We start from the raw sequence: 17,563 nt of genomic DNA, 5'->3' as shown, positions 1-17,563 counted from the left end.
TTTATCGCGTTTTGGCCCACTTTCTTACCTCGCTTAATGTATAGTGGGCACTGACAAAACCGGGTGTAAAAACCTTGGAACCGTCAAGATAAATGACACGTCCTTCACGGGCCGGTTTCATGTAATTTTCCCACCCCGGCACCAGCTTGTTCAAAGCTTCTCGTGTTGCCGAAGCGCTTTTGTCGGGGGCGCCCCAATTGATGATAACCACGAGGATATCAGGGTTAAGAGAACCGAAAGTTTCAGCACTTATCGGCAATACAATTTTCGGTGATCCATCCGAATGCGTTGCATCTTTCGAAACTTCAAAAGGTTTCATCCCCAAATCGTTAAGGGGTTGAGACACACCGATCCCCTCTCCCACGATATTGATCTGGTCCATAATGATAACCGGTAAATATGTCTTGTTTACAAGATTTTCAGGAAGTTGCTTTTTTGTCTCCTGAACGTCTTCAACGTATTTTGCTTTCAAATTCTGAAATGTGTCTTCTTTGCCGAAAAGTTTTGCAAGGTTTTCTTCAATTGCAAAATTATCAAGATGTCCGGTTGTATAATGTTGCATATAAACAGGAGCGACTGAAGAAAGCTGTTTGACCTTATCAACGTCGAACTCGGTGCCTATAATGAGGTCCGGTTTCATTGAGTAAAGTTTTTCAAGATCGACCTGACGGTTATTGCCTATGCCTTGAGGTTTTTTCTGGTTCGGTCCGAACAGGATATCAATAAAATCTGCGCCAACTTGATAGGTGCCGTCATCTGCCCTACCGAAACTGCCGACAGGTGTTACACCGAGCTCTATCATCGGAACAGCGATGGCAGGTTCACTCATGACAACTACCCTCTCGGGATGATCCGGAATATTAACATTTCGCCCCATAGTATCAACGACTTCCCGCGCTTCGGCCGCCGTGAAAATTGTTGACAGAAGGATTACAATTAAGGCACCTGAATATTTGATACGCATGGAATATTTCCTTATTTTTGAAAATATTGACGAAGAGTTCTTATCCGTAAAACGATAATGAACAGCGGAACGCCTATGATGGTTGTGGTCAACCCGAGAGGCATTGAAATAGTTGTGGCATTTTTTGAAATAATATCGGCTCCGATGACGATATCGGCACCCACGAGACCGGAAATATAAAGTCTGGCGCTACCATTCGCGCCAGTCAGAAATTCTGCAATTTGCGGCGCAAGGATACCCAAAAAAGCAAGCGGTCCGACAATTGTCACCGAAGCTGCGCTTAATAGAACTGCGAATAACAATAACAGGGGACGAGAAACAATAACCGGCTCACCAAGCGATTGTGCGAGCTCGTTTCCCAAGTCGTAACGATTGAGAGAATGTCCGGCCAGAAAAATTCCCAAAAGACTGAATACAAAAAGCGGTGTAAAAGCCGAAACACTTAACCAGTTTGCCTGAAATAGAGAACCGGCCATCCAACTTGATGCATTGTAGGATGCTTCGGTTGGCAGATAAAGTATAAGGAATGAGTTGATAGAAGCAAGCACTGTTGCAACGGCAATTCCCATCAACAGAATGACCAACCCACCGGAGTGCCGGTTGCCGACCAAAGCGAGCAAAAGTAATGCTGTTCCCAAGCCGCCGGCAAGAGAGGCCAATGTGATAAGCATACGAGAAGCACCGGGAATAAACGCAAGCAAAACGATTGTCATTGTTAAAGAACCGTGACTAATACCGAATAGGCCCGGATCAGCCAAAGGATTACGAGCAATCGGCTGTAATATAGCTCCCGAAACTGCAACGCTCCAGCCAATCAAAAATGCCAAAGCCAATCGCGGAAGCCGCACATCCCATAAAGCAAAGTAGGATTGTTGATTAATCTCGTCTCCTTTAATGAGCTTCCAGAAATCAATGAGGCCGGTATCAATTGTTCCGATATTCAGCGAGACTAAAAAAAGAAAAGCCGAGAAAAACAGGAGCGCTATTGCAACAACGAAATTGCGTATAACAAGCTCTTTTCCATTTAAAAAAAGAACAGAAAGCCGCCCATCAAGTGTTTTGGATATCTTCATATGTTGCTCCTGTTTTTTGGAGAAACATAGAATTTCCGTATGAGTAAAATGAAAACAATACCGCCGAATAAATCCAGAATAATTCCGGTATTGACAACATAAGGCTGAAAAGCATTCTGTGAAATAGTGCTAGCCAAAAGGCATAAAATTGCACCGGTTAATGCCGATGCCGGTAATGTTACGCGAAAGTCCTGACCGACCAGAGGTTTTACCATATGCGGAACGATGAGGCCGATAAAACTGATTGGCCCGCAGACAGCAACAGCCGAACACGATGCAACAATTGCACATGCCATGGCAAATCGTGAAATAGCAACGGTTCTTACCCCCATTGAAGCAGCTTTATCATTCCCGAGGAGGATAAGGGTGAGCGGCTTTGACAGCACAAATACCAATGCCAGTGCTATTAAGCCAATCCACCAGAATTGATATAGGCGATCGATATAGGCATGGTTGATATTGCCGGCAATCCAGGAGAGGAATTCACCTCTTCTATCGGCGTAAGACAATAACAGTGCATTGCTTAGGCCAATGAGCAGCATGGTTACAAGCGAACCTGATAAAATCAGCATGAGACCGGTGGTCTTTTCATTGTTACCGGCGATGCGGGCAATAAGAGCACAGAGAAGAAAACCGAAAAGTCCGCCGCATAAAGCGGATACCCCCTGCTCTGGCAGATTTGCGCCGAATAAAAGCGCACCGCCCACGACAAAAAGTGTCGCACCCGCATTTATTCCGAGTGATGAAGCCGAAGCCAGCGGATTGCGGATTAAGCCTTGAAATACCAATCCCGAACTTGCCATGATAAGTCCGGCATAAATTGCGATAAGCGCTCGCGGAAAACGTTGATAAAGAATCGACGCTTGACCGTAATTGTTTGGCTCGCGCGTTATCAACACCTGAAAAACATCTGATGGAGAAGAAAAAGTTCCACCCCATGCTATGCTAAGATAGAAGACAAGGACAAATAGAACCACACCACCCGACCAGAACCTGAAAAAATGCATTTTATTCGTCCATATAACGAACAGATCGGGCCTCGTCGGGATAAGGCTGACAAATGAGATGCCCGTTGTGCTGGAATAATTCGGCTGGAATTCCAAAAACCTGCTGTAGATTTTCTTCGGTTATTACGTCTTGAGTTCGCCCATTGGCATGGATATTGCCTGCTTTCACCATAACAACATAATCGGCAAAATAGGTGGCGAGATTGATATCGTGCAAAACAACGATGATTGTTTTTTTCAGTTCGCAACTTAATTCGCGAACAAGCTTTAAAATGGCGTATTGATATTTTACATCAAGATGATTGACCGGTTCATCAAGCAATATCATATCGGTTTTTTGTGCCAGGACTAACGCAAGCCATGCTCGTTGCTTTTGCCCGCCTGAAAGAGAATTAACAGGCAAATGTGCCTTATCCGCGAGCCCGACAATTTCAAGAACCTCATTAAAATATTGACGATCTTTGGCCGACGGGCCAGAAAATAAAGAATGTCGTGCATAAGAGGAAAGCTCTATAAGCTGCCCCAATGTCAGATAATCCGGAGAAGAACTCTCTTGAGGAAGATAAGAAATAAGCTGCGCGAGGTTTTTGCGATGAAAGCTTCTGATATCGCGGCCATCCAGAGTAATTGTGCCGCCCTGAAGATCCAGAAACCCCATTATTGCCTTGAGCAATGTTGATTTACCGCAACCATTTTGACCTATAAGAGCTGTCACTTCACCAGGCACGAAATCGACGGAAATATCATGCAAGATTGTTAACTTGCCATATCCGGCTTTGACGTTGTTCAACTCCAGTTTCATGTCGCCCTCAATTTATTTTAGGGCGTAAACTATATAAAAATTCTCAAGTTTGCAATCTTAAAAAAATATACGAAAATATACGAATAGTGTTCGATGTCGGTTTGCTCGTTTAAGGGCTATGCTGATTGTCCACGGGTATGCGGAATTTTGCCGGTGACATCTGTCCCTATTGTAGCTGCGGAAATATTAGAATTTCCGGCATGTCAAGAAAGCGAATTTTTGTATGAAATTGAAGCTTATAGCAATTGTATTTGCTATCCAACTTCGTTTACCAACATAATCGTTCATCAAATACAACTGTTTTTAAACGCACGGAAATGAGGTAAAATATAAGTTTCCGATTTTTCCGAAGAATTCTTCCGTTTTTTTAATTACCGATTTTCTTGAAGACAAAATTGATAATCAAAGCAAGATCAAAACTGTTGATTGACAGCCATTATTAATCGGCACTCGAGACTGTTTGGCTCGTTATCCGAACAGAAAAGTTTTCATACTGCAAAATCGGAATAGTTTGGACGACCAACAAATGGAATGCCGACATTAGGCTGTTTTCCAATCAAGGTTTCAGTGCCGGCATTTTTATTCAATCGCCGATTTTGCGTCGACCTCGAAGGTTAAGCCTTGGTAGGCCGGTTCGACATTGTCAGGCGTGTATTTCATCACTTCATCATAATCCAAAGCAATATGCATATGAGTCAAAATAACACGCTTTGCATTGAGTTTTCGACCCCATTCGACGGCTTGATCGACGGAAAAATGACTTGGATGGGGGCGATATTGCAGCGCACCAATAATGAGGACATCAAGGTTTTCGAGGTATTGTGGCGTTTTTTCAGGAAATTCGTTTACATCGGTGCAATAGGCGACATTATCCAGTCTGAAACCGAGAGAGTGGATATCCCCGTGGATCTGTAAAACAGGCATAAGTGTAATTGATCCGCCCTTTCCGTCTATAGTAAATTTCTCGTAAGGGATAATTTTTTCCCGATTCAGTATTGGAGGGTAATTCGAACCTTCCGGCGTTTTGAAACAATAACCGAATGCCTCATATAACCTCTGATATGTCTCGTCATCGGCATAAACATTCATAAGGTGATGCTGGCTTATTGCGTAAGTTCTCAGATCATCAATTCCGTGGATGTGATCTGCATGTGGATGAGTATAGACGACAGATGTTATTTCATGAACATTATGGTCGACCATTTGCGAACGAAAGTCCGGACCTGTGTCGACGACGACAGTTGTACGCTCACCATTTTCTTTGATACGTTCAATCAATATAGACGCGCGATAACGATAATTTTTTGGATTATCGGGGTTGCATGCCCCCCAATCACCATTAGCCCGGGGAACGCCCGGCGAGGAGCCGCAACCAAGTATTGTAAACTTGTAGCGATCATGCATAAATCTTGTCCTATTTCATCTTGGAGAAAACACGAAAAGCATTCTCCGTTGTGTGTTTGGCTAATTCATCAAATGGAACGCCAAGCACTTCGGCCAATATTAACGCAGTCTGTTTGACAAAGGAAGGTTCATTTGTCTTTCCACGAAACGGCACAGGAGCAAGATAAGGCGAATCTGTTTCAACCAACACTCTGTCGATTGGCACCGTTTTTGCAATTTGGCGAACATTTTCCGCATTTTTGAATGTCAATATGCCCGAAAATGAAATATATCCTCCAAGTTCCAGCGCAGTTTTTGCCAACTCTTCTCCGGAAGAGAAGCTATGAAGAATAAAAGGAAACTTTCCCTTTTTTGTTTCTTCAACCAGAATGTCGCGCGTGTCATTGTCGGCATCGCGGGTATGGATAACAAGCGGCAACTGACTTTCTCGGGCAGCAACAATATGCTCACGGAAATTACGTTTCTGCTCTGTTGGCGTAGCATCATCATAGTGGTAGTCTAGCCCCACCTCACCTACTGCTACAACTTTTGGGTTTTTTGCAAATTCCAGAAGTTTCTCGGCGGTTGTATCGTTTTCTTCATGAGAAGAACTCGGATGGGTGCCGACTGAGCAATATACATCCTCGAACCGTTCTGTGATATCCAACAGCCTTTTCATATCGCGAACAAGCGTCGAAATCGTGACCATACGCGTCACACCGGCTTTATGAGCACGATCGACGACATCATCGAGCTCGTTGCTTAACGTTTCGAAATCCAGATGGCAATGTGTGTCAACAAGCATAGTCAATCTTCGTCTTCTGTTGGGACGTAACGCGGAAAAACCGGCTCTGGCGCTGGCAATTTCGTTTCCGGAACAATTTTCCGATTAACGATATCATCAAGCATACGTTCGTTTTGATCAATCGCCAACAAATCAAGAAGTTTTGAAGCCGATTGCGGAATGAAGGGACAAAGCAGAATGCCAACCTCTCTCAGTATTTCAACTGTTACGTACAAAACGGTTGAGAAGCGCTCGAAATCGGTTTTTTTCAGCGTCCATGGTTCTTCCGCAGCGAAATAACGATTCGCATCCGAAATGACTGCAAAAATGGCAGTTAACGCCAAATGGGGCGCTTGTTTTTCCATCGTTTCACGAGCCGTTTGGAGCGCATTTTTGCATTTTTCCAAAAGCTCGCTGTCCTGTTCAAGAAACTTGCCGGGCTTTGGCACAAGCCCGTTACAGTTTTTCATAATCATCGAAAGCGATCGTTGCGCGAGATTACCAAGATCATTGGCAAGATCGGCGTTCGTACGATTGACAATAGCATCGTGACTATAGCTTCCATCCTGACCGAACGGGACTTCCCGCAGAAAGAAATAACGCACCTGATCAAGGCCGTAATGCTCGACCATTTTGAACGGATCAATGACATTTCCGACCGATTTCGACATTTTTTCTCCACGGTTCAATAAAAACCCGTGTGCAAAAACGCGCTTTGGTAATTCGATGCCCGCCGACATTAAAAATGCCGGCCAATAGATCGCATGGAAGCGAATAATGTCTTTACCGATGATGTGGACATTTGCAGGCCAAAAGTCCGACCTTGGCGTGTTTTTCTTTGGAAAGCCGGTAGCCGTGAGATAATTGGTTAATGCATCCACCCAGACATACATGACGTGTTTTGGGTTACCTGGTACCGGTATTCCCCAATCGAAGGTTGTTCGTGATATAGAAAGGTCTTTAAGACCGGATTTCACAAAACTGATAATCTCGTTACGGCGCTCGTTCGGACCAATGAAGTCGGGATTTTTTTCGTAAAATTCCAACAGACGATCTTCATATTTCGACAGGCGGAAAAAGTAACTTTCTTCTTCATTCCATTCTACCGGTGAACCGACTTCTTTTTCTCGCCGGACTCCATCTTCTCCGACTTCGGTGTCACTTTCATCATAATAGGCTTCCTGACGGACAGAATACCAGCCAGAATAACGGTCGAGATAAATGTCTCCGTTATCTTCCATCATTTTCCATATGGCCTGACAGGCATCATAATGGCGCTTTTCTGTCGTGCGGATAAAATCATCGTTCGAGACGTTCAGTGTCTTCAGCATTTTTTGAAATACTGCACTGTTGCGATCGGCGAGCTCAAGTGGCGTCAACCCCAGTTTTTCCGCCGTCTGCTGCATCTTAAGCCCATGCTCGTCAGTGCCGGAAAGAAAAAACACATCTTTATCATTTGCACGTTGAAAACGCGCCATAGCATCGGTGGCAATAGCATTATAGGCGTGGCCTATATGAGGATTGCCATTCGGATAAAAAATTGGTGTCGTTATATAAAATTTTTCACGCATAGGATATCCAACTATATCAATATCAGCTTTTTAATCTGACATAGCGATAGTTGAAGCGCTTGTCACGGAAAAACCAAATATTCAGGCGTCTGAGATCATCAATTTATGGAGTTTATAAAGAACATTAATCACAAATTGCTTTTTATCCAGATTAAATGCTTCTGTTTTTGCAATCTCGTCGGCAATATTCTTCCACGCGTCGGCATAACGGTTACTTAGCAACGAATTGCCACTAAGGCCTGCCTTCATCGCTTTCGATGATATAATAGAAAGCAAATTGTCGCAAAACTGGTGAAATTGAATAACGGCATCGCGCCCCGATAAAGCTTGCGCAATTGTCTGTGCTTTGACAACATCAAAGGTAGGTTGGTTCAATATTTCTCGTTGAACACGGATAATTTCCATTCCACCATAACATATCAAAAGTGCCGCTTTTCTGACACTTCCTTCGGATTCGGCAATGATTGCGTCCAATTCGGCAGCTGGTGGCAACCGGTTTGCCAAAACGAGGTGCAGCGCTTTTTCCATATTATCGTAATCAAGTGGTCGGAATTTGATCAAGTGACAGCGCGAACGAATTGTTGGTAGTAGCCGGCCTGACGAATTCGATATAAGGATAAAAAGTGTTTTTTCGGGTGGTTCTTCAAGCGTTTTCAAAACGCCGTTTGCTGCCGCCCTATTCATGTCGTCTGCCGTATCAACAATCACGACCCGCCAACCGCCATTATAGGACGTCTGAGCCAGAAAGCGGTTGATTTCTCTTATATCATCAACCGTTATACCGGTATTGAAGCGTTCTGTTTTGCTGTCATATCGTCTGGAAATATGTGTGACAGAAGGATGACTGCCTTGAGCAATTTGACGCCATACGGGGGACGTTTCTTCGGGAGCGGCAAGATCTCCCGAGCTTTTTGACAAAATATTCCATGCGAGATGGTAGGCCAATGTGGCCTTTCCGATGCCAAGTGGCCCTTCAAACAACAAGGCATGATGCAACCGCCCTTCTTTGCGCATGCGGCCGAGAGCTTCGATTACATCGTTATGTCCAAAGATATGTGTATTTTGTGAAGGACGAATAACGCCATCAATGTCATCATACTGTTTTGGCGTTTCCAGTTCCTGCATCTTTTTTCCCGATTAAAAAGCGCAAAGTGATATTTTCAATATCCTTGGCAATTTCATCAATATTGCGGCTAGCATCAATAATTCGACAGCGTTCCGGCTCGGACCGTGCAATTTCCAGAAATGCCTGCCTTCGTGCTTCCTGAATGGTAAGATTATCTTTTTCGAACCGATCGACTGTTAACCGGTCGTTCCGACGTTTATTTGCTCTTTCCATTCCGATTTTTGCAGGTATATCCAATATGAATGTGATGTCCGGTGTGTGACCGATAGTCGCCAATTTTTCGAGTATAGTCAGATAACCACGTTCATCTTTCTCGCCGTCGCCCTGATATACGCGGGTCGAATCAATAAAACGATCGCACAAGACAATTTTTCCCTGCTTTAAAGCCGGTGCTATGATTTCATTGATATGGTCAACACGCGCGGCTGCAAAAAGTGCAGCCTCAAACCGCTTGCCCGCGCATTGGGCATTGCCTGAAAGCAAAACATATCTTATTGCTTCGCTACCTGCTGTGCCACCAGGCTCCCGAGTAACAACCACCTCATAACCTTGTGTTTTCAGAAAGTCACCGACAATCCTGATTTGAGTGGATTTTCCAGCCCCTTCTCCGCCCTCGAATGTGAAAAAATAGCCACTCACCACACAATCCCGAATATTTTCTAAAAGATCAAATATATTTTCTTAGCCAACCTATGGTAAGTTCATATAAAGCATCTTTGGCTTTTCCGACAAGTCCCGTCTCTGCAACTTCGTTAACAGTAAAAACCGGCTTTTCCAGAAGAACTGTTTTATTGGCGAATATTTGAAGTTTCCCGACCTCGACATCCGGCGATATAGGAGCATCCAACGGACCATGATAAATAATTTTCGCTGAAATAACAGGCTTTTTTTCAATATTCATTAAAATGTCGACGGGTTCTTCGACAGAAAGTGGAACAACCGGCATTATACCCCCGAAAACACGTGCATAACCAACAATAGCTCCCTTAGGAAAGACCTGTTTGAATTCGAATGCAGTCATTCCCCAATTCAATAATTTTGCTGCTTCAATCGGCCGATCCTTTTCTTTTTTAATGCCGTTTAAAACCAAAAAAAGTTGTCTGTTATTATTCTGTATAACTACCGAAGTCGAGAATCCTGAACTGTCGCTATAGGCATTTGCCAAACCTTGAGCACCGATATCCATTGCAAAAAGCGGATTTTTATTACGTTGGGTAATCTTGCTCCAGGTTATTTCCGGTTCGGAATAAATTTTGAAATATTTCGGATAATGCGTCGCGATATATCGCGACAAACAGATAACATCGCTCGCGGTGGTGTATTGTCCATTTTGCGGCAATCCGGTTGCATTTACAAAATGGCTTGAGTTCAACCCCAATTCCTTGGCGCGTTCATTCATAAGATCCGCAAATTTTTCTTCACTACCGGAAATACCTTCAGCCAAGGCAATTGCTGCGTCATTTCCGTTTGCAACAATCATGCCGCGCAGGAGATCAAGAACACTGATATCGCTATTTACTGGCGCAAACATTGTATTTGTCCGCGATGGTGCACCGCCAGTCCGCCATGCATTAACACTGATATGAAAAAGTTGGTCTTCATGTAACGCACCACTCTCGAGTAAATGAAAAACCACTTCCGCAGTCATCAACTTGGTGAGAGACGCCGGTTCAAACTTTGTTCGCGAATTTTTCTGATAAAGTATCGAACCCGTTTCACCATCAATCATCATGGCCTGAGTAGCTGAAACCTCAAAATTCTGGGCGAATGATTGTGTTGTTACACCGCCTAAAACAATGAACAACAAAAGATGAATGATGGTTGAGCGCATATTTGATCTCCGTGGCCTGTTTTCAGCACAAACCACTCGCTCACTCAAGTGCTTAACGTTCACTACCAATACTAAAAGCTTCGCTTACACCCGTTGCCCACGCAATTTCCAATGCCCGTTCAGTTTTTTGTTCAAAATTTCCGGAGCGATTTCCTTGGACTTTTATTACTTTCGCGGAATTGGAAGCCACATTTCCTGTTCTGGCTGCAGCGTTCATGTCATCAGCAGATTTCGGTTTTGCTGTTTTAATCGAAACTTTGTTCGTTGAACGAGATGCATTGTCGGACGAATTAGCGTTGTTTGACGGCGTCAAAATGCTATTGAAAACGACAGCCTTGCCATTGGTTGAAGTTTCGCCGGCAAAAGCCAACAGTTGAGAGTTATCAGGTTTAAAAGCAGGCAGAGGGCCAACATCAGGCAATTTCGGATAAGTTACACCAATCATTGCCGGATTATTCAACCCTGAATAGTTGGGCGTCGTCATATCCTGCATTGTATTTTCGGGAACCGGAGAAGTCAGGTTCACGCCTGCCATTGCAAGCAGAGTATCGGGAGTAATATTACCGGGCTTATAAGATGCCAAAAGGAATTCGCTATCGTGCCCTTCAATTGGTGCCCGACCGACATATTCGACCTTAACATCTGCTAGACCGTCATCTTTATAGTCAAGCATTGTTGCTGCTTGTTGCGATAGATCAATAACTCGGTCGGCGGCAAATGGCCCTCTATCGTTGACGCGAACGATGATTGACGAGCCGTTTTCCAGATTGGTGACACGTGCATAGCTTGGTAAAGGCATTGTCGGGTGAGCTGCGGTGAGATTATGCATATCATAAATTTCGCCATTTGCAGTCAAACGGCCGTTAAAGGCAGCACCATACCAGGATGCACGGCCTACTTTTTTATATGCTCTTTCGGATGGAGAGAGATAAGCAACTTCATTGTTCTTTTTGCTTTCAACGTTGTTAGCCTGCCGAGAGGCGCCATTTTTTTTGTGATGATTTACAACCGGTTTTGCAGTCGGAACAACCGAATACGCCTTTACCTGATCGCTCTCTGTTTTTACGGGTGTTGCACTGGCAACATCTTTCGCATGATTAGCACACGCTGCGAGCATCATTGTAGATAATGAAACGAAAATTCCACGAACAAGCAATTTGCAACTGTTCTTTTTGTTCTTTTCAAACTCTAACAACATTCAACGTTCCGTTCAGTAAAGCCGCCGTTAAGCTATCCGAAACAGGCAAATTCCAAGTTGACCTCGGGATGCCGTTTCCTGCTTTTTTAAAAGGCAAAAACCATTTCCTGCGGAGCAATTAACATATCTTTAATGATTGTTTAAGAAGTGTATACGCGCAATCGCCATGTTTCTTAAAATATCGTTAACGACAGAAAACAAACCATGGAGTCGTGGTTCCAGCTATTTTGCCTTCAAACGCTGCGTCGAACTTGATGCCTGAAAATTCGTCCGCCTATTTACCATTAGGGGGACGGTAGAAATTAAAAGAAATAGATTGAGCGAACCGGCCTTAACGTAAAAGACGAAATTATAAGTTTATCAGAAATGCTGTTAGGTTACGCTAAAAGACAAGCCTGTTACGCGATCAACCCAATTTTGCAACAAATCCAAACATAAATTTATGAGAAATTTTACCGCCCTGATTTAGCGGCGCGGTTATCTTCGTTTGCTTGACCATGATTACGCAGGCTACAGGTCAAACAAAGCAATGAAGTTTGCGGCTATATGCGCTTTGAACGAAAAGCCCGCGACAAAAGTGTTTAAAAACACGATGTATGGAGATGCTGATTAAGAAATTTTGAAGTGGTGAGCGCGCAGGGATTCGAACCCTGGACCTACTGATTAAAAGTCAGTTGCTCTACCGGCTGAGCTACGCGCTCTTCCATTAAGGTAACTACCTGATGAAAGTGGGCGGAACATACGGGCGAGATCGCGTCAGGTCAACACCTTTTAGCAAAAAAATTTTTCTCGTTACAAATTTTTGCGGTTTTTCAAAGGTCATTATTCTTACTCTAATGAGAAAATGCGGTCCGGTTGTGGTAATGAACCTCGCCAGAGAACTTTTAGGTCGGAGGTTGTTCATTACTGCTCACATTTAAGGGATGTTTATTGCCCGATGCGGGAACAAAATAAACGTTTTCCCATTATCTTGTTATGCATTACCAGACGGAAATTTTTCGACATAAATTTTTCGTTTTTCGATTCCTAAGCTGTTGTTTTACACCGCTATTGTTAGTGAAAACACCTATGTGCTGGAAGCGGGAGATGAATGTGTTTGCGAATCACTAACGTGAAAAAATACCGTTGGCGGAGCTTATGGTGCTCATATCGTTGTAATACCGGGTTTGAACTCCTGCATGCGCGAAAAAGCCATGCCGATAAGCTTGAAATAGGCAATTAAATGGGATTACAAGGCAAAATCAATTTTTGGAAAATTTAGGAGCTTGGTATGTCGCTTCCGGATAAAGCTTTCCCCGTGAGTTGGGATCAATTTCATAGAGACGCCCGTGCGCTGGCTTGGCGCATTGCAGACCAGAAAAAAGAATGGCGCTCGATGATTGCTATTACACGCGGTGGATTGGTCCCCGCTGCCATTATTTGTCGTGAGCTCGGCATTCGACTTATTGAAACTGTCTGCATTGCTTCTTATCACGATTATCGCCACCAGTCTGAAATGCAAATTCTCAAAGGCATTAGTGATAATGTCAAAGTCAATGACGGCGAAGGTGTTCTGGTTGTAGACGACCTTACCGATACCGGAAAAACTGCGCAAATTGTCCGCAACATGATACCGAAGGCACATTTCGCTACGGTTTATGCAAAGCCCAAGGGGCGTGCGTTAATCGATACATTTGTAACCGAAGTCAGTCAGGACACATGGATCTATTTCCCATGGGATATGGGATATGCTTTTCAAAAACCGATTGCCGATTCACATGCGGGTTGACGCGACCTATAACGGTTTTGAAGGTTGAACCGCCACTCCTTCGGTTCATTTTTTAATTTATTCACACGATCGAATTAAAATGAGCAGGCTTCAGGATTTGATTATCTTGAAGCCTTTCCTATTTTTTAAATAAAAATACATTAAACAACAATTCATCAAGACGGCGTTTCCGCAAAGAGAATGCGCCACTCAAGCGGTATTATCTTGAAACCCGATTATAGTTTTTGGCTTCATTCGCCATTTTAAAGCCGTCCAGCTTAAAAGCCCGAATTTTTCGCTTTCGATATCGACATCACGTCTAACTTGAGAATGATGTTGCTATAGCATTGTTGTTCACAAGACGGAAAACCGGATCGGATAGCTTTTATAGCTGAGAAATCAACCTGATTGTCAGCGCGAAAACCGGGCCAAGCGCCCTTTGAGGTTTTGCGGCAAACGCGAATTGATTATTTTTTGATTGAATAAACCAAATTCTTCAATTTCAGGCAAAATAAAAGGCCGCAAGCGGCCTTCCATTATTTGAATACTGATTGAAGCATCAATTGCCGGACTTGGCTTTTTCCTGTTCGGCTCGCATCTTGTCTTCAAACTGCTTTTCCTTGGCTTGAACAGCTTTTTGAAGCTTCATTTGCTCGGCTTCAAAATCTTTTTCTTGCATACCCGGACCGGTATAAGCAGCACTGAAACCGTCGAGCGAAATTTCGATCGGATTTGGTGTGCCGCGGAAGTTAATGGTTGTTACCACCAATTTCTGGCCGGTTTTCATAGCATTGATGAGTTTGTCATCAAATGTATCATTGGCAATGCAGCTCGGGCCGTTGCAGATAACATAAGGTATCTTTTTCACAGGGCCATCACCGACCTGAATGTGAACGCCTTCAGGAATAAAACGGCCTGTCGGTACCTGAATACCGATACGCTTTTCGTTTTGCTTTCCTTTGACTTCAACCAAATTCACAGCCGTCAGCGGTTGTCCGGTGTTGGAAACAACGGTATTCATTGTGTTACAAACATCAACATCCTGTTGCTTGCTGCAAACCTTATACCACCCCTGAGGCATGCCCTGAGCATTGGCGGTGCTATGTGACGCAACGAGTAGAGCAGCAGCGCCAGCCAATGCGGAAATAGCAGCGTAGGTTCTTTTATGGGACATGATCAGGCAAATCCTTTCAATGCGCAAAAAAATAATCCCGAAAGGTAAATATCAACCTCTATAATGACAGCTCTACGCATAATTAGGGCAACAGGATGACGTTTCCTTCCTTTACAGCCGCATTTACACAAGATTAATCAAAAAATCCAGCGTTAGAAGCGAACAAAATATAAATTGCACCGATCTTTGTGTTTTTCCAATCACACTCCATTTAATGAATAGCGGTTAAAAATGGCATTTTTTCTTATAATTGATTATAAATCTCCCCCAACTACTCGCTGGCAGGTGAAAACCGGGCGAATCGGAAATATTTAGCTTCCAAGGGTTTCAAATGAACATTGTCTATAAGCTCGTTTTGTTGTTCTTGATTCTTTGTTCGAGTTTTGGACAATTTTGTCAGGCAAACGAAACCGGAATCGCGATGCACGGATCACCGGCTCTAGGTGCCGGCTTTGACCACTTCCCCTATGCCAATCCCGATGCTCCTAAAGGTGGCAAGATCACTTACGGTGTGGTTGGTACATTTGACGGACTTAATCCCTTCGTTATTCGCAGTTTCCGGACAACCGCGCGCGGTTTGTTCGCCGACGAACAGTTTGGCGGGCTCGTTTATGAAAGCTTGATGGTTCGCACGCGGGATGAACCATTTACGCTCTACGGTTTAATAGCTGATAACGTTATTTTGAATGACGATCGTACCGAAATAATATTCCATCTCAATCCCAAGGCCAGATTTTCTGACGGTACGGCAATTACGGCCGATGATGTTTTATTTACAGTCGATCTTTTAAAAAATATGGGGCGGCCACCTTTCGACCGCTATATGAAGCGCATCGAACATATTGAAAAGCTCGACGAGCAGACAGTAAAAATGGAATTTCCACATTCGAAAGATCGTGAATTTCCATTTATTCTGGCAAGCAGCATGCCTGTTCTTCCCAAACATGCAATTGACGTAGAAAATTTTGAAAAAAATGGTCTTACCCCAATTCCGGGAAGCGGCCCCTATATTATCTCGCATATTGATGCGGGCGAGCGCATCATTTACGAACGTGACCCCAATTATTGGGGGAGAGATTTGGCGGTAAATCGCGGTTTGAACAACTTTGATACAGTGCAGATCGAATATTTCCGTAATGACAACACCCGTTTCGAGGCCTTTAAAAAGGGAATTTTGGATGTTTTTCTTGAAGAACCGGCCAATCCCAACCGTTGGCGTTTATCCTACAATTTTCCGGCTGTGCGTCATGGCGACGTTATCAAAGAAAGTTTCAAGAAAGGAACACCGGCCGATATGATTGGCTTCGTGTTCAATACCAGAAAGCCTATTTTTAAAGATCGTAAAGTAAGGCAAGCACTTTCACTTGTGTTCGACTTTGAATGGGTCAATCATAACCTTTTCAACGATGTTTATAGCCGAACAGAAGGTTTTTGGTGTGGTTCGACGCTTTCTGCCGTTGGACGGCCCGCGTCAGACAAAGAAAAACAGCTGCTAAGCCCCTACCCTGGTGCCGTTTTACCCGAGGTCATGGACGGAACATGGCATAATGTAAAAACTGACGGTTCGGGCATTGATCGGGCATCTGCGGAAAAAGCCTGGCAATTATTGCGGGAAGCCGGTTATAAACTGCAAAATCGGCAAGCAATTGGACCTGACGGTCAACCGCTTCACTTTGAAATTATGACCCAGTCGTTGGAAGAAGAAAAAATCGCACTCGCCTATCAACGTTCACTGGTGAGAATCGGCGTCGGGGTGGACGTGCGAACGGTTGATGACACACAATATCAAAACCGGTTAACGTCTTTTGACTACGACATGATTGTCGGGAAACTTAAAGCGTCGCTCTCGCCCGGTAATGAGCAGCTTAATCGTTGGGGCTCTTCTTCCCGCGACCTTGAAGGTAGTTTCAATTTTGCGGGGACATCCGATCCGGCAATTGATGCCATGATTTCAGCATTGCTTGATGCCCGCTCGAATGAAGATTTTACGGCAGCCGTCAGAGCTCTTGATCGCGTACTCATCTCGGGGAGTTACTATCTTCCGCTTTATCATTTGCCTGACCAATGGGTTGCACATTGGTCACGTATAGAATATCCGGCCTACACTCCGCTTTATGGATATCGCTTGCCGGCCTGGTGGCATCGCTAGAGGAAAAATATCGTGAGTTCTCCAACAATTTATATCAATATGATTTCGGATCTTGTTTGCCCTTGGTGTTTCATTGGACGCAAGAGGCTTTTCAAAGCAATAGCAGCACTACCGGAAATCACGATAAAACTTTCATGGACGCCGTTCCAGCTTTACCCAAATATGAAGTCGGAAGGCATTCCCTATCCAATTCATATGAAGAAAGTTCTAGGCAACCAGAACACAATTGACGAAACCGAACGGACATTAATCGACCTCGGCAAACAGGAAGATATCGAATTCGATTTTGCCGCTATCAAAACCGAGCCTAATTCTCTTGATGCCCACCGCGTGGTTTATTGGGCTTCTCAGGACAAAAAAGGTATACAGGAAAAGCTCATTGCCGAACTTTTTTCCCGTTTTTTTGAACAAGGCCAGAATATTGGTGATCATACTGTATTAATTGACGGCGCAAAAAGCGTGGGAATGCGCTCCGACGTTGTCGAAAAATTACTTGCGACGAACATTGATAAAGACACCATCAAACAGGATAGCGCCCATTCCTATTATATCGGTGTGCGTGGTGTTCCATCATTCATTATCGACAAAAAATATGTGGTTATGGGTGCGCAACCAACCGAGGTTTTAATCGACACAATCGAACAAATTGCCGACGGCTATGAACCAGGAGCAAGCGAAGATCGTTAAAACAGGTTTCAGTTGTAATCCCGCAATTCGTTTTAATTAAAGTAAAATTCAAAAAACGTTTTAATGC

General features: G+C 43.9%; 15 protein-coding genes and 1 tRNA gene. 3 read left to right on the top strand and 13 right to left on the bottom strand.

Annotated elements, in window-relative coordinates:
• Position 1: 1 nt before the first annotated feature.
• From H3V14_RS09025 to H3V14_RS08970, 12 genes are all read right to left on the bottom strand, one after another.
• Positions 2-964 carry an ABC transporter substrate-binding protein gene (locus H3V14_RS09025; protein WP_198212719.1) on the bottom strand — a complete coding sequence of 321 codons (963 nt, stop codon included), beginning with the start codon at positions 962-964 and terminating at the stop codon, positions 2-4.
• Positions 965-975: 11 nt separating this feature from the next.
• Complete coding sequence (locus H3V14_RS09020) at positions 976-2,037, bottom strand: iron ABC transporter permease (protein WP_198212721.1); 1,062 nt, start codon at positions 2,035-2,037, stop codon at positions 976-978.
• Entirely contained in the window at positions 2,034-3,044 is a 1,011-nt protein-coding gene (locus H3V14_RS09015; RefSeq protein ID WP_198228091.1) for an iron ABC transporter permease, read from the bottom strand. The genes H3V14_RS09020 and H3V14_RS09015 overlap by 4 nt, the downstream gene beginning before the upstream one ends.
• A 1-nt stretch (position 3,045) precedes the next feature.
• A complete protein-coding gene (locus H3V14_RS09010) occupies positions 3,046-3,846 on the bottom strand; it encodes an ABC transporter ATP-binding protein (protein ID WP_198228089.1) in 801 nt (266 codons plus the stop codon).
• 579 nt (positions 3,847-4,425) lie between these two features.
• Positions 4,426-5,250, bottom strand: a complete 825-nt coding sequence (locus tag H3V14_RS09005) for an MBL fold metallo-hydrolase (protein WP_198228087.1) — start codon at positions 5,248-5,250, stop codon at positions 4,426-4,428.
• Between the two features lie 10 nt (positions 5,251-5,260).
• Positions 5,261-6,034 (bottom strand): TatD family hydrolase, encoded by a 774-nt coding sequence (locus H3V14_RS09000; RefSeq protein ID WP_198228085.1) that lies wholly within the window; start codon positions 6,032-6,034, stop codon positions 5,261-5,263.
• A gap of 2 nt (positions 6,035-6,036) precedes the next feature.
• On the bottom strand, positions 6,037-7,584 hold the full coding sequence (gene metG / locus H3V14_RS08995; protein WP_198228083.1) for a methionine--tRNA ligase: 1,548 nt from the start codon (positions 7,582-7,584) through the stop codon (positions 6,037-6,039).
• 81 nt (positions 7,585-7,665) lie between these two features.
• A complete protein-coding gene (locus H3V14_RS08990) occupies positions 7,666-8,709 on the bottom strand; it encodes a DNA polymerase III subunit delta' (protein ID WP_198228081.1) in 1,044 nt (347 codons plus the stop codon).
• Positions 8,678-9,349 carry a dTMP kinase gene (tmk, locus tag H3V14_RS08985; RefSeq protein ID WP_198228079.1) on the bottom strand — a complete coding sequence of 224 codons (672 nt, stop codon included), beginning with the start codon at positions 9,347-9,349 and terminating at the stop codon, positions 8,678-8,680. The genes H3V14_RS08990 and tmk overlap by 32 nt, the downstream gene beginning before the upstream one ends.
• A gap of 28 nt (positions 9,350-9,377) precedes the next feature.
• Positions 9,378-10,541 carry a D-alanyl-D-alanine carboxypeptidase family protein gene (locus H3V14_RS08980; protein ID WP_198228077.1) on the bottom strand — a complete coding sequence of 388 codons (1,164 nt, stop codon included), beginning with the start codon at positions 10,539-10,541 and terminating at the stop codon, positions 9,378-9,380.
• 52 nt (positions 10,542-10,593) lie between these two features.
• Entirely contained in the window at positions 10,594-11,739 is a 1,146-nt protein-coding gene (locus H3V14_RS11005) for a septal ring lytic transglycosylase RlpA family protein (RefSeq protein ID WP_198228075.1), read from the bottom strand.
• Between the two features lie 625 nt (positions 11,740-12,364).
• A tRNA-Lys gene (locus tag H3V14_RS08970) sits at positions 12,365-12,440 on the bottom strand.
• 569 nt (positions 12,441-13,009) lie between these two features.
• On the opposite strand from H3V14_RS08970, the gene gpt reads away from it, so the two are divergent.
• Positions 13,010-13,507, top strand: a complete 498-nt coding sequence (gene gpt / locus H3V14_RS08965) for a xanthine phosphoribosyltransferase (RefSeq protein ID WP_198228073.1) — start codon at positions 13,010-13,012, stop codon at positions 13,505-13,507.
• A gap of 538 nt (positions 13,508-14,045) precedes the next feature.
• On the opposite strand, the gene H3V14_RS08960 is transcribed toward gpt, so the two are convergent.
• The gene (locus H3V14_RS08960) at positions 14,046-14,660 is read right to left on the bottom strand and encodes an invasion associated locus B family protein (RefSeq protein WP_075870681.1); all 615 of its coding nucleotides are present in this window, start codon (positions 14,658-14,660) and stop codon (positions 14,046-14,048) included.
• A gap of 331 nt (positions 14,661-14,991) precedes the next feature.
• Here H3V14_RS08960 and H3V14_RS08955 point away from each other — a divergent pair, with 331 nt between their 5' ends.
• Both H3V14_RS08955 and H3V14_RS08950 read left to right on the top strand, forming a co-directional pair.
• Positions 14,992-16,809 (top strand): extracellular solute-binding protein, encoded by a 1,818-nt coding sequence (locus tag H3V14_RS08955; protein ID WP_371809462.1) that lies wholly within the window; start codon positions 14,992-14,994, stop codon positions 16,807-16,809.
• 39 nt (positions 16,810-16,848) lie between these two features.
• Entirely contained in the window at positions 16,849-17,496 is a 648-nt protein-coding gene (locus H3V14_RS08950; RefSeq protein WP_198228365.1) for a DsbA family oxidoreductase, read from the top strand.
• Positions 17,497-17,563: the final 67 nt, after the last annotated feature.

The organism is Bartonella sp. W8151 (genome assembly GCF_016100385.1).
Taxonomy (GTDB): Bacteria; Pseudomonadota; Alphaproteobacteria; order Rhizobiales; family Rhizobiaceae; genus Bartonella; species Bartonella apis.
The sequence above is the reverse complement of the archived record's forward strand: the minus strand, read 5'-3'. Positions and strand labels throughout refer to the sequence as shown.

Excerpts from the sequence above, each read along its gene's own strand:
- H3V14_RS09025 (WP_198212719.1), bottom strand. The coding sequence starts at position 964 with ATGCGTATCAAATATTCAGGTGCCTTAATTGTAATCCTTCTGTCAACA.
- metG (WP_198228083.1), bottom strand. The coding sequence starts at position 7,584 with ATGCGTGAAAAATTTTATATAACGACACCAATTTTTTATCCGAATGGC.
- H3V14_RS08980 (WP_198228077.1), bottom strand. The coding sequence starts at position 10,541 with ATGCGCTCAACCATCATTCATCTTTTGTTGTTCATTGTTTTAGGCGGT.
- H3V14_RS09015 (WP_198228091.1), bottom strand. The coding sequence starts at position 3,044 with ATGCATTTTTTCAGGTTCTGGTCGGGTGGTGTGGTTCTATTTGTCCTT.
- H3V14_RS09020 (WP_198212721.1), bottom strand. The coding sequence starts at position 2,037 with ATGAAGATATCCAAAACACTTGATGGGCGGCTTTCTGTTCTTTTTTTA.
- H3V14_RS08990 (WP_198228081.1), bottom strand. The coding sequence starts at position 8,709 with ATGCAGGAACTGGAAACGCCAAAACAGTATGATGACATTGATGGCGTT.
- gpt (WP_198228073.1), top strand. The coding sequence starts at position 13,010 with ATGTCGCTTCCGGATAAAGCTTTCCCCGTGAGTTGGGATCAATTTCAT.
- H3V14_RS11005 (WP_198228075.1), bottom strand. The coding sequence starts at position 11,739 with ATGTTGTTAGAGTTTGAAAAGAACAAAAAGAACAGTTGCAAATTGCTT.
- H3V14_RS09010 (WP_198228089.1), bottom strand. The coding sequence starts at position 3,846 with ATGAAACTGGAGTTGAACAACGTCAAAGCCGGATATGGCAAGTTAACA.
- H3V14_RS08955 (WP_371809462.1), top strand. The coding sequence starts at position 14,992 with ATGAACATTGTCTATAAGCTCGTTTTGTTGTTCTTGATTCTTTGTTCG.
- H3V14_RS08950 (WP_198228365.1), top strand. The coding sequence starts at position 16,849 with ATGATTTCGGATCTTGTTTGCCCTTGGTGTTTCATTGGACGCAAGAGG.
- H3V14_RS09000 (WP_198228085.1), bottom strand. The coding sequence starts at position 6,034 with ATGCTTGTTGACACACATTGCCATCTGGATTTCGAAACGTTAAGCAAC.
- H3V14_RS08960 (WP_075870681.1), bottom strand. The coding sequence starts at position 14,660 with ATGTCCCATAAAAGAACCTACGCTGCTATTTCCGCATTGGCTGGCGCT.
- H3V14_RS09005 (WP_198228087.1), bottom strand. The coding sequence starts at position 5,250 with ATGCATGATCGCTACAAGTTTACAATACTTGGTTGCGGCTCCTCGCCG.